Annotated in this window: 9 protein-coding genes; 2 read left to right on the plus strand and 7 right to left on the minus strand. The window is 46.1% G+C overall.

Annotated features, from left to right (window positions below):
* The coding region (argS, locus tag ACTF7Q_RS08805; RefSeq protein WP_438997471.1) for an arginine--tRNA ligase domain-containing protein at nucleotides 1–1,172 on the minus strand (1,172 nt) is incomplete at its 3' end.
* 45 nt (nucleotides 1,173–1,217) lie between these two features.
* Entirely contained in the window at nucleotides 1,218–2,429 is a 1,212-nt protein-coding gene (locus ACTF7Q_RS08810; RefSeq protein ID WP_438997472.1) for a deoxyguanosinetriphosphate triphosphohydrolase, read from the minus strand.
* Between the two features lie 153 nt (nucleotides 2,430–2,582).
* On the opposite strand from ACTF7Q_RS08810, the gene ACTF7Q_RS08815 reads away from it, so the two are divergent.
* Nucleotides 2,583–2,966, plus strand: coding sequence for a HesB/IscA family protein (locus ACTF7Q_RS08815; RefSeq protein ID WP_438997473.1), 384 nt, complete (start codon nucleotides 2,583–2,585; stop codon nucleotides 2,964–2,966).
* Nucleotides 2,967–2,968: 2 nt separating this feature from the next.
* Nucleotides 2,969–3,739 carry an exodeoxyribonuclease III gene (gene xth / locus ACTF7Q_RS08820; protein ID WP_438997474.1) on the plus strand — a complete coding sequence of 257 codons (771 nt, stop codon included), beginning with the start codon at nucleotides 2,969–2,971 and terminating at the stop codon, nucleotides 3,737–3,739.
* Between the two features lie 170 nt (nucleotides 3,740–3,909).
* On the opposite strand, the gene ilvD is transcribed toward xth, so the two are convergent.
* The 5 genes from ilvD to ACTF7Q_RS08845 form a co-directional block, all read right to left on the minus strand.
* On the minus strand, nucleotides 3,910–5,640 hold the full coding sequence (ilvD, locus tag ACTF7Q_RS08825) for a dihydroxy-acid dehydratase (protein WP_438997475.1): 1,731 nt from the start codon (nucleotides 5,638–5,640) through the stop codon (nucleotides 3,910–3,912).
* A 34-nt stretch (nucleotides 5,641–5,674) separates the two neighbouring features.
* The gene (locus ACTF7Q_RS08830) at nucleotides 5,675–8,353 is read right to left on the minus strand and encodes a valine--tRNA ligase (RefSeq protein ID WP_438997476.1); all 2,679 of its coding nucleotides are present in this window, start codon (nucleotides 8,351–8,353) and stop codon (nucleotides 5,675–5,677) included.
* A gap of 140 nt (nucleotides 8,354–8,493) precedes the next feature.
* Nucleotides 8,494–9,855 carry a TolC family protein gene (locus ACTF7Q_RS08835; RefSeq protein WP_438997477.1) on the minus strand — a complete coding sequence of 454 codons (1,362 nt, stop codon included), beginning with the start codon at nucleotides 9,853–9,855 and terminating at the stop codon, nucleotides 8,494–8,496.
* A 41-nt stretch (nucleotides 9,856–9,896) separates the two neighbouring features.
* On the minus strand, nucleotides 9,897–10,562 hold the full coding sequence (locus tag ACTF7Q_RS08840) for a protein-L-isoaspartate O-methyltransferase family protein (protein WP_438997478.1): 666 nt from the start codon (nucleotides 10,560–10,562) through the stop codon (nucleotides 9,897–9,899).
* Between the two features lie 102 nt (nucleotides 10,563–10,664).
* Nucleotides 10,665–12,679 (minus strand): LamG-like jellyroll fold domain-containing protein (locus tag ACTF7Q_RS08845; RefSeq protein WP_438997479.1); only part of this gene is annotated, 2,015 nt, incomplete at its 5' end.

Raw genomic sequence — 12,679 nt, forward strand, 5'->3', positions numbered from 1 at the left:
TTTTCCATCAGATTGACCAACTGACAGAGCCTGATATCAAGCATGTTTTTCTGCCCAGACATAGCTTCGACGGCTGCGGTCATCCGTTTTACATATCCGCCATGGTCAACGCCCAAAATGTCAATCAACGGCCCCTTTGTGCGTTCTAGCTTATCAAAGTGATAAGACACATCCGAAGCAAAATACGTCCAGCTTCCATCGGATTTCTGTAATGGGCGATCAGTGTCATCACCAAATTCACTGGATCTGAACAAAAGCTGTTCACGTGGCTCCCAATCCTCTGGTTCTTTGCCCTTTGGTGGTTGCAACACGCCCGTATAAACATGCCCGTCGGCTTTTAATTTGTCGATCGCCTTTTGCACAGCACCATTTTCAACAAGTTCACGTTCGGATGCAAAACGATCCATCTGAATACCAAGGGACTGCAAATCGTCTTTGATGCCTTCCATAATTTCACTTACCGAAAAAAGCCGAAAGGTGGATAACCATTCTGTTTCAGGGCGCTTATGAAATTTATCACCATATTTGGTGGCAAGTTTGGTTCCTACATCTTTTAGATATGCCCCTGGATACAGACCAGCTTCAATTTCTATGGTATCACCCAAAGCCTCGCAATAGCGCAGATACACAGACCGTGCCAGAATATCAACTTGTCCACCGGCATCATTTACGTAATATTCCTTTGTCACCTGCCATCCGCTAAACGCCATTAGCCCCGCAAGCGCATCGCCAATAACGGCACCTCGCGCATGAGCTGCATGTAAAGGACCAGTTGGATTAGCTGATACATATTCAATATTCACATTGGCGCCCTGCCCAGCATTACTGCGCCCATAATCAAAGCCAGCTGTCAGAATATCACTGATTTCTCGCGCCCAAAGCAGGGGTTTAATTCGTAAATTTATAAAACCAGGTCCAGCAATTTCAACAGTGTCAACACCATCTATTTTCTTAAGTTCTTCAGTTAATATAACAGCAAGGTCACGGGGTTTCATTGCAGCAGGCTTAGCCAAAACCATAGCGGCATTAGTGGCAAGATCACCATGATCAAGGTCGCGAGGCAGTTCGAACACGACGCGGCTTATATCCAGTTCTTTTGTGATATGTCCCGACGCACCTAATTGTGAAATCAACGCGGCAAACTGGGTCTCAAAATAGGTAAAAATATTCATCTAATATGGCTTCACTTATGTTCGTATGGGATTGGATATTAAAATCTAGCGCAGAATTGGACCAAGATCGAAAAGGCGCTCATGTTCTAAAATAGCATAACGATCAGTCATCGATGCAATGTAATCGGCAATCACGCGCGCAATAATCTCGGGTTTCTGATTGGCTAACACCCCTTGATTGGTTTCCTGCCATTCATTCGGCAAAGTATTAGGCTCCGACATAAACAGATTAAACAGATCTGTCACCACCCGTTTTGCTTTGCTGGTCATGCGATTGACCTTGAAATGTCGCCACATATTGGTGAACAGAAAGTCACGTAAGATTTCAAGGTCGCGTGCCATTGGTTCGGAAAAGGCAATAACAGCAGATGTAGCGGTTCTGATATCGTCTGAATGACTGGCATCTATAGCGGCTAGATTGGCAGATGATGTTGCCAGCAAGTCTTCGACAAAAACAGATATCAGTCGTCGGATCAATTCATGCGTAGTGCGTGTCATATCAAGCTGACCATGTTTAGAATCGATATCTCTCAAGGCCTTACCGACCTGAGGTAAATCTCGAATAGCATCAAGTCGGAATAAATCAGCGCGCAAGGCATCATCAAAATCATGTGATAGATAGGCGATGTCATCTGATAGATTGGCAAGCTGGGCTTCGGCTGACGGATAGCTGGTCAAATCAAGCGACATATTGGCATCAAGTTCTTTGAAATTATCCGGAATGTCATCTTTTTTTGTCAGTGGGCCATTATGCTTAACAACCCCTTCCAAGGTTTCCCATGTCAGGTTTAATCCATTAAAACCGGCATAACGTCTTTCAAGGCTGGTCAGCACACGAACGGTTTGTTCATTATGATCAAAACCACCAAACGGCTGCATTAATCGATCAAGTGCGTCTTCGCCAGCATGGCCGAAAGGGGTATGACCTAAATCATGCGCCAGCGCGACAGCTTCTGCCAGATCGTCATTCAATCTAAGGCTTCGGGACATTGAACGGGCAATTTGCGCGACCTCAAGCGAATGTGTCAGGCGGGTGCGGAAATAATCGCCCTCATGATAGACAAAAACCTGTGTTTTGTGTTTCAGGCGACGAAAGGCACCTGAATGTAAAATCCGGTCGCGGTCGCGTTGATAGGCTGTACGTGCGCCCCATGCAGTTGTGTCATCAGATAATGCGGCGTCACCCTCATCTACAAATCTGCCACGACTTTGCGGCGCGTGACAGGCATAACACGCCAGGGCGCGATCTTCAGTCATCTTTGTCACCTGATATAACCTGACAGCTTGTTTAAATATGAGGAATTCACCTTACGCCCAAACAATTCAAACCGCAAATGTTGGGTTGGCTTGATTTAAACGCTATAAACGCCCATATTCATAACATCCCTATATAGCACGGTATCGGAAAAAATGTCTGAAATTATAAGCAAAACCGCAAATAGTGAGACCCTTACCCCCTCCTCAATGGCTGGTATTTTTAGTCTGACTGAGGCTGCGGCGGACAGGATCACCGCCATGCTTGCGGCCGAACCTGATGGTAGCTTTTTCCGCGTTGCTGTTTTGGGTGGCGGTTGTTCAGGTTTTCAATATCAGTTCAGCATAGACACCAACCGCGATGATGAAGATCGTGTTTTCACCAGCCATAATGTTGACGTTATAATTGATGAAATGTCACTTGAGCTGGTTGATCATGCCGAACTTGATTATGTTCAGGATCTGATGGGATCGTATTTTGCCGTGAATAATCCCAATGCAACCGCATCTTGCGGCTGCGGCACTTCATTTTCGGTCTGACAATGCGCATCGCAAGCTGGAACGTCAATTCTGCCAAGGCTCGACTTGACCATATCACGAACTGGCTTCAGGCTGATAATACTGACATTTTAATGATGCAGGAAATCAAGTCTCAGGACGAAAACTTTCCGCGTGATGCTTTTACCGATTTAGGTTGGCATATCGCTGTTCATGGTCAGAAAAGCTATAACGGCGTTGCCATTGCCAGCCGGTTCCCTATAGACGATGTGATGAATGGCTTGCCAGGCGATGATACAGACGAACAGGCGCGCTATATTGAGGCCACAATAAACGGTGTTCGCGTTGGTAATATATATCTGCCCAATGGCAATCCGGCACCTGGTCCAAAATTTGACTATAAATTAGCTTGGATGGCGCGGCTTTATGATCGTGCGGTTGAATTACTGGCCACCGAAATGCCGGTCGTTCTGGGAGGTGACTATAATGTTCTCCCACAGGATATTGATTGTTATGATCCGGCAGCTTGGGTTGGTGACGCTCTCACACATGATGATAGCCGTGCTGCCTTCTTTAAAATCCAGCATGCTGGCCATATAGATGCTTTGCGTGCATTACATCCATCTGGCGTGCATTATACCTATTGGGATTATCAGGCGGGTGCATGGCAACGTGATAATGGTTTGCGGATCGATCATCTTTTGCTGTCACCAGAGGCTGGTGATCGCCTGACTGATGTCGGCATTGACCGGACACCCCGTGGACTTGAAAAGCCATCGGATCATACACCGATCTGGTGTCAATTACGTGACTGACACTGCCTATCACGCATGTCTCAAATATGTGCCTAAACACTCATATCGTCATTTGATATCATCGGAAGCGATAATCACACTGAATATCTTATGTGGAAGCTGATTTTATGACGCATAGGAAAAGGCAGGGAAATCCCTGCCTTTAATTCTAGGTGTAATCAAGACAAACACTAGATATCTGCATAGACATGGCTTTCAGCCCGCGCCCCCGGATGTGTCAGCGCACCTTTCTCAGCCGAACCAACAGTCTGGGCGTATTTCCAGATAGCACCAGCGTTATAATCTGTCTTGCGTGGCGTCCAGTTGGCTTTACGTGCGGCTAGCTCTTCGTCGCTCAGATCAACATCGATTGTACCAGCTTCGGCATCAATCGTGATCTGGTCACCATCCTGCAACAGGCCGATAGGGCCACCAACAGCGGCTTCGGGGCCAACATGACCAATACAGAAACCACGAGTCGCGCCCGAGAACCGACCATCAGTGATCAAAGCCACCTGATCACCCGCACCTTGTCCATAAAGCGCAGCCGTTGTGGCCAGCATTTCACGCATACCCGGACCCCCTTTTGGCCCTTCATAGCGGATCACCAATACATCACCCGGCTTATAGTCACGGCGTTCAACCGCGGCAAAGGCGTCTTCTTCACAATCAAAACAACGTGCGGTGCCGGTAAATTTCAAAACTGACATGCCGGCAACTTTCACCAAGGCCCCTTCAGGAGCAAGATTGCCAGTCAAACCAACAACGCCACCTGTTGGTGATAATGGCGCATCGGTTGTACGCACAATCACCTGATCCGTCGGAAATTTCATATCGCCAATATTTTCGGCGATAGTCTTTCCAGTTACCGTCATGCAGTCACCATGAATAAACCCACCATCAAGCAAAGCCTTAACCAAAACAGGGACGCCGCCGATTTCATACATGTCACGTGCCACATATTTGCCGCCAGGCTTCAAATCAGCAATATAAGGCGTGCGCCGGAAGATTTCAGCCACATCATGCAAATCAAATTCAATGCCGCATTCGGATGCCAAAGCTGGCAGATGCAGACCGGCATTTGTTGACCCGCCAGATGCCGCCACCACGGTCGCCGCATTTTCAAAAGCCTTGCGCGTCAAAATATCACGTGGCCGCAAATTGGCACGTACAAGATCCATAACAATACGACCTGAATGATAGGCGTATTCATCACGTGACTCATAAGGCGCAGGCGCACCCGCTGACCCCGGAATAGCAAGGCCAATGGCTTCGGACACACAGGCCATTGTGTTCGCTGTAAACTGGCCACCACATGATCCGGCACTTGGACAGGCAACACATTCAAGCTCATGCAGGTCTTCGTCTGACATATTGCCAGCCGCATGCGCGCCAACCGCTTCAAAAACATCCTGAACGGTAACGTCCCTATCCTTGAAACGGCCAGGTAAAATCGAGCCACCATACATGAAGACCGACGGCACATTCAGACGCGCCATGGCCATCATCACGCCAGGCAAAGATTTATCACATCCTGCAAGGCCAACAATCGCGTCATAGCAATGGCCGCGAACTGTCAGTTCGATTGAATCGGCAATGACCTCACGGCTTACCAGAGATGATTTCATGCCAGCGTGACCCATGGCAATGCCATCAGTAACAGTGATTGTGGTGAATTCACGGGGCGTGCCCGCATGTTCACGAACGCCGCGTTTGGCCGCTTGGGCTTGGCGTGCCAGCGCAATATTACAAGGCGCTGCTTCATTCCATGTCGAAACCACACCAACCAAAGGTTGTGCGATTTCTTCTTCGGTCATGCCCATCGCGTAATAATATGAACGATGTGGTGCCTTTTCGGGGCCGACCGATACATGACGACTTGGCAAATTCGACTTGTCGATTGGCTTTACACTATCTGGCATTATCTCACTCCTTGGTCTTGTTATTGACTGCCGATTAACCCAACCGGCTAAGCGCTACATGTAACCCATCACGCTTTACATTTTCTTCTTCTAAACGGCGTCTGTTTTCGATAATCACATCATCGGGGGCTTTGGCAATAAAGCCAGGATTGTCGAGTTTACGGGCAATCTTTTCAATTTCGGCATTAACAGTGGTTATTTCCTTATTTAGGCGCGCGGCTTCGGCATCCAGATCAAGAATATCTGCCAATGGTAGCGCAATATCCAGCCCGTCAACAAGCCCTTGCGCACACCCACTGCCGAATTCTGTAGTTTCTCTCACTGTTTCAAGCCGGGCAATCCGCAGTAACGCGGCTTGTTGATTCACAATGGCACGCGATTGCAACTCGGTTGCACCATTAATCAACAAAGCTGGTTTGGCTGACAACGGTACGTTCATTTCGGTGCGTATATACCGAATCTCACTAATCAGTGATGTGATGAAGCGCACTTCATTAACGGCATCATCTGCGGCAATATCAAAAGCTTTCGGCCATGAAGCGCCAATCAGCATATCTTTGCTATTAAAGATTTTTTCATTCAGCTCTTCGGTCAGATATGGCATAAACGGATGCAACAGACGTAATGTCCCTGCCAGAATGGCGCTGGCAGTGGCTTTGGTTTCCAAGGTAGCCTGATCATCACCCTCGTCAGTGTTATCATTACTGTTCATCAATATCGGTTTGATCAGCTCAACATACCAATCGCAATATGAATGCCACATGAACTGATACAGGGCATCCGCCGCTTCATTGAAGCGATAAGCCTCAATCGCTTTAGATGTTTTTTCAATCGTGTTATTAAATTCGCTTATAATCCATAGATTTATAGATTGTTTTGCATCTTCAACTTTAATATATTTATCGATGATACAGCCATTCATTTCAAGAAAACGACAGGCATTCCATATCTTGGTGGCAAAGTTGCGATAGCCTTCCAGACGTGGGATCGACATCTTTATATCACGCCCCTGCGCGGCCATTGCTGCCAAGGTAAAGCGAAGTGGATCTGCGCCATATTGATCGATAATGCCAAGAGGGTCGATGACGTTACCCTTTGACTTTGACATTTTCTGGCCTTTTTCATCGCGCACAAGGGCGTGGATATAGACCTCACGGAAGGGCACTTCACCATCCATGAAATGCATCGACATCATCATCATGCGGGCAACCCAAAAAAAGATAATATCAAAGCCGGTAACCAGAACATCACCTGGATAATAACGTTTTACCAGATCATTATCTTCAGGCCAGCCAAGTGTCGAAAATGGCCATAATCCACTGGAAAACCACGTATCAAGAACGTCTTCGTCACGGTTGAGTTCGACATCCTTGCCATAATACGCTTTTGCAGACGCATAAGCATCAGCTTCGTTTTCCTCAACAAATGGATGCCCGTCTGGTCCATACCATGCTGGAATACGATGACCCCACCATAATTGCCGTGAAATACACCATGGCTGGATATTGCGCATCCATTCAAAATAGGTTTTGTCCCAGCGTTCGGGTACAAATTTGGTGCGCCCCTCTTCCACAGCCTTGATCGCGGGTTTAGCTAATTCTTCGGCATTTACATACCATTGATCCATCAACCACGGCTCTATAACAACGCCAGACCTATCCCCATGAGGTACTGAATTAGCCACAGTTTCAACGCCAACAACCATGCCTTCAGCATCCAGATCAGCGAGTATCTGTTTACGCGCATCATAGCGGTCTAAACCATGATATTTTTCAGGAATTTCTGGAATATTTTCCATCTTGGCTTCGGCAGTCATCAGATTTATCAGTGGCAAACCATGACGCCGTCCCACTTCAAAGTCATTAAAGTCATGCGCTGGTGTTATTTTGACCGCGCCAGAGCCTTTTTCCATATCTGGATATTCATCGGCGATGATAGGAATTGGTCGATTGGATAAGGGCAGGATGCACATTTTGCCAACCAAATGCCTGTAACGTTCATCATCTGGATGAACAGCAACAGCACCGTCACCTAGCATGGTTTCCGGACGTGTTGTGGCAATCGAGATATACTCGTCCTCGGTATCTTCAATGCGGTATCTAAGATGCCACATCGGATTTTCGCCATCACGCTGTTCGACTTCAAGATCCGAAATCGCCGTCATCAGCTTTGGATCCCAATTGACCAACCGCTTATCACGATAGATCAGGCCGTCACGATGAAGACTGACAAAGGTTTTGATAACAGCTTCCGACAAACCATCATCCATAGTAAATCGTTCACGCGCCCAGTCAGGGGATGCCCCAAGACGCTTTAACTGGTTCTGGATCATCCCTCCGGATTCAGCTTTCCACTCCCAAACCTTATCAATGAACGCATCACGTCCCAGATCACGACGGTTAACATTTTCGTCAGCAAGTTTGCGCTCTACGACCATCTGCGTGGCAATACCGGCATGATCTGTACCTGGTTGCCATAATGTATCGCGGCCAATCATACGATGATAACGAATCAGCAAATCTTGCAACGTAAATGTCAGCGCATGCCCCATATGTAAACTTCCTGTTACATTAGGCGGCGGCATCATGATTGTGTATGGCGTGCTAGATGAAGACGGATCACAGGCAAAATGATTGCTTTGATCCCACATGTCATACCAGCGCTCTTCGATAGCTTGAGGATTATAATTTTTTGGAAGTGTGGGTTCAGTCATGACACATATGTAAGTTGTGAAAAGAATAGATGAATAAATATATACGGTGTTCTAAATGAGCCGCAAAAAAATTGCTATCTTTTTGATGTGAGAATACAGGCTAAGCAAGCCCCACTCATTTCATATTTATCGCCGAATACCTAATTTGTGATAGGAATTATACCGCTAAACATGTCATCAGGTGACGGCAAGTCGGATAATGATGGCAAAACATCACCAAGCCCCAGATTAACCGCAGATAACTGACCCATAGCCGCCTTAAATCTGTAGGACGCTAAGATAATATCATGTTCTGCATTGACAAGTCGTAACTCAGCAGCATTTACATCCTGTTCGGCATCAAGCTGATCAAGGATTGTTTTCTGTCCAAAGGTCACTTCGCTGACAATACCGCGCGCAACTAGCCGCGTTGCTTCCAATTCACTGGTTACAGCATCAAGGCGTATTTTCGTTGTATTCATATTACGAAACGCACTTCGCAAATCCACATCTACAGCACGAATGGCTTCATCGCGAGCAAATTTACTTTGCGCATGGCTTGCAGACACACTGCGAGACTTTGCCCGTGTTGCATTCGTCGTCAGGAACGGAGACGAAAATACAATCTGGGCTGACATATCATCTAAATCGCCTGCCGTACCGGTCCTATCTTTTGAGCTGGCCGACAAGGAAAAGCTCACTGTTGGTTTAACCGCCGCCGCCAATGTATTAAATTGCTGACTTGCGCTCAATTCATTCGCAATGGCTTTGCGGATATTTGGATGTTCAGCGCGGGCGATGTTCTCGGCTTCAAGTAATGTGTCAGGCAGTGAAGACAACGCCGCAGGCAGAGACAGATCGCGCAATTCGATACCCGTCAGTGAATGGAGATTATCCTCTGCATTTTGCAAATCTGCGGCAGAAGCGATGGCATCTGACTGTGCACGTGCATAGCGTGCTTTTGACTCAGCTACACGAGTTGGAGTTGCGGCCCCTGCTCTAACCCGGGCTTCGGCAGCTTTAACATGAGACTCAAGTCGTCCCAGATTATCTGCAAGTAACGACACTTCGCGTTGTGCCTTTACAACATCAAGATATGCCTCGATTGTTTTCAATATCAAAGCTTGTTCGGAATTGCTGTAGCTGGCGGATGCCGCATCAAGATTATATTGCGCTAACTTTGAGTTTTCGACCGTTTGCCCCCCATCATAGAGATTCTTACTCAAGGTAATGGCTGCAGACGCATATTGTGTTTGTTCAAACCCACTCGTTGTTCTGGAGTCGCTATGTGATTGGTTACCAATGATTTTAACAGTACCTGTTAGATCACTTGTCGATGTCGATACCCCAATTTGTTCACGTGCCGATACCCAGCTTTGCCGCGCGGCGGCCAGTTCAGCGCTATTGGCAAGGCTTGCACGTAATGCCTCATTAAGCGTAGCTGACAGCGCGGTTGTGGATGCCAGCATAACAGTGGCAAAAAGCATAACGGCATGAGCAAATGAGCGAGAAACATAAGTCATAAAATTCATAGACTCCATAATGCTGAGGCATCATAATCAGATTAAAAGATAAATTCAGGTTTTGTATTGAACTCGTCTAGGTTGGGTACCTGTGCGTTAAAAAGGGGTGTGCATGAAAAGTAATCTCCGGCGCGCGTCCATAGACTCGCTACACCAACCGCTTCATTTTTACCACGTTTAACCGCCACCAAACGCCCTTTTGGGGTCAGCTGAGTTAGCAAAGAGTCAGGTACAGTTTCAACTGCCCCTTCAATAATGATACGGTCATAAGGACCTTCATCAGCATATCCATCAGCGAGGCGCGACTTAATAAAGGCAGCATTATCAATGCCAATATTAGCCAGCGTTTCTTGGGCTTTATCTACAAGTTGCGTACGTGTTTCAATGGCAATAACCGAACCAGCTATTTGCGCCATGATAGCTGTGCCATATCCCGAACCAGCACCAACAACCAGAACATTATCATCGCTCCGAACTTCAAGCGCCTGAAGCAACCGTGAAAGAACCATTGGTTCCATCAAACATCTGCCATTTGTCAGCATAAGATCTTCGTCAATATAGGCAATTGAGCGCTGGTGCTTTGCAACAAAGGCTTCACGGGGTATCGTCAAAAAAGCGTCAAGCACACGTTCATCGGTAACCTTGTTTGGCCTAATTTGGCAATTAACCATCATTTCACGGGCACTTGCAAACTGCGTGTCATTCATTTCAGGCATCTCATCATCAAGACATTAAACTAGTCATGAACTTATAGGCCTTGTGTCAGACAACTTCAATGCTGGTGAACTAAACATCTCAAAAAAATCAGATTAGGGTGTTACCTTGCAATATTTGGTATGAATTTCCATGTCGATAGTGGCACTGCTCGCCGATTGAACATTTGGGTCAGTCGCCATGCCGCCCCACTCACGATAATGCCCACAAATTCTTTCATGATCGGGTGTTGGTGATTGACAATATGCTGCATTCATAGGCGCTGAACGCCATAACCCGGCACCTCTTGAACTACGATTAATGAACAGGTGCTTGGCCGGGCTTGTGGAATAAGAAACGCTGCTCTTAGGTTGGAAATCACTTACATTTTTTCCTGTTGATCCAAGCGAAAAATTTGAAAATCGCATTTTTTGCGTATCAGTATTCTTTATCCATAAAGGTGCCAGATCATTGTCACGAACGCTCAGTATATTATCCACTGGATTTCTGTACATAAGTAAATTGGTTGCCACACCATTATCTGTGCCATCATCTATTATGGGCATCCCTCCTCCATAGCCCGACCAAAACCTTGTGCCATTGTCAGGGCCATTGATCCAGCGCCAGTTACCTGGCTCGGTTTCACTTGCCCCAATCCACCCATGATAGGGTCTGCCTAAGAACGTTTGATCTATAAAATAGCTTTCTTCGGGGCTTGTTATTGTCATCAAATAAGGCTGAAGACCACACATTTTTGGTTCAATTTGATGCGCTCTGGCTAAAGCTGTATTAAAACTATAAGGTTGCCCATTAAAAGTAACAAAATCATAAAAGTGATATTTTCCATCGATCTCTAAAGCGGGCTCACCCATGCTGAAAACAATTTTCTTTTCTATGCTGTAATTTGTTGCCGTAGATTCAAACTTTACAGACCGCATTGCACGATTCCATATCTGTGTTGGCAGACTTTTACCGTTGTTAGTGTAAAAGGCCAAAATACCATCTAACTGATTCCAATAAGCTTGTACCGATACAGGTAGATTTTTAATATTGGAATATGCAGTGGACACTGAAGTCGTTTGTTTCGATTGTGCGGTAATAGTTAATTTATCATGTTCTGGGTCAAACCCCTCAGTAATGATCGCATAAGCTGTCTTAACACTACATCCAGGCGCCACAAAAACGTCACTAGGGGTAATTGAGCATAAAGCCTGTTCAGGCGCGATAATATTATTGGAAAAGCTACTTGTGACATTCTTTTGCGCCACGGTGATATTCGACCCAGCGGCTGCCCCTATGGCAAAATTTGCAGTAACGGTTTCCGGACTTGTTCCAACATTATTAAAAAATCCATCATTACCTGGAACAAAAACATCTTTACTTTTTAACACCCACCCATTCTGGCCAGTTGGGTTTTGTGGGGTGGCACCCACACCTTGCCAGAGTTCATATAAATTATCTGAATTCGAGTCAAAGAAGCAAAATTTCTGCGATGTCTGACTTTTTTTATTACCAAATGACACTAGGTCACCGTTATCGAAATTACGCAACATTCCATGATTGTTGCGGCCACTGAAATCTGAAATCTGCGTCTGTAGTGTTGAGCCTAAGTCAAACATCGGCCAATGCAAAATCTGTGATGTCGTTTTTACTGTATTGAGACTAGAATCGTCATTAAACAGCCTTGTTATATCTTGTGCTTCAAGTTCTTCACCCCAAACCCGCAAGTCTGATATGCTACCTTTAAAAGAATGGGTTCCATTTTTATCGCGGGCACCAACCAGCAATTTTGACGCGGTTGTGCGCATCAAATAATTGGGGGATAACATCATGGGATCTTCACGTCTATTTCCACTTTGTCGAACACCATCAACATATTGTTTGAGAATACTCCCATTGATTACCGTACTGGTTGTCGAATGTGGAAAGGTTATGACAACGTGGTGCCATGAATTATCTAAAAAATTAATGCCCCTATAGGTCCCGAAAAGAGAACCTTCCAATTCGACAAACAGCTCACCGTTCCGCAACAAAATTGCAAATTGACGACCGCTTGTTTCACCCCATCTCAGAATAACATTTTCTTGTACTTGCCCATTTTCAGCTTTAACCCAGAACGAAATACTTCTGG

It is taken from the genome of Puniceispirillum sp. (SeqCode) (assembly GCF_965657105.1).
Lineage (GTDB): Bacteria > Pseudomonadota > Alphaproteobacteria > Puniceispirillales > Puniceispirillaceae > Puniceispirillum.

Coding starts and splice junctions, on each gene's coding strand:
- ACTF7Q_RS08810 (WP_438997472.1), bottom strand. CDS start 2,429: ATGACTGAAGATCGCGCCCTGGCGTGTTATGCCTGTCACGCGCCGCAA.
- ACTF7Q_RS08815 (WP_438997473.1), top strand. CDS start 2,583: ATGTCTGAAATTATAAGCAAAACCGCAAATAGTGAGACCCTTACCCCC.
- xth (WP_438997474.1), top strand. CDS start 2,969: ATGCGCATCGCAAGCTGGAACGTCAATTCTGCCAAGGCTCGACTTGAC.
- ilvD (WP_438997475.1), bottom strand. CDS start 5,640: ATGCCAGATAGTGTAAAGCCAATCGACAAGTCGAATTTGCCAAGTCGT.
- ACTF7Q_RS08830 (WP_438997476.1), bottom strand. CDS start 8,353: ATGACTGAACCCACACTTCCAAAAAATTATAATCCTCAAGCTATCGAA.
- ACTF7Q_RS08835 (WP_438997477.1), bottom strand. CDS start 9,855: ATGACTTATGTTTCTCGCTCATTTGCTCATGCCGTTATGCTTTTTGCC.
- ACTF7Q_RS08840 (WP_438997478.1), bottom strand. CDS start 10,562: ATGAATGACACGCAGTTTGCAAGTGCCCGTGAAATGATGGTTAATTGC.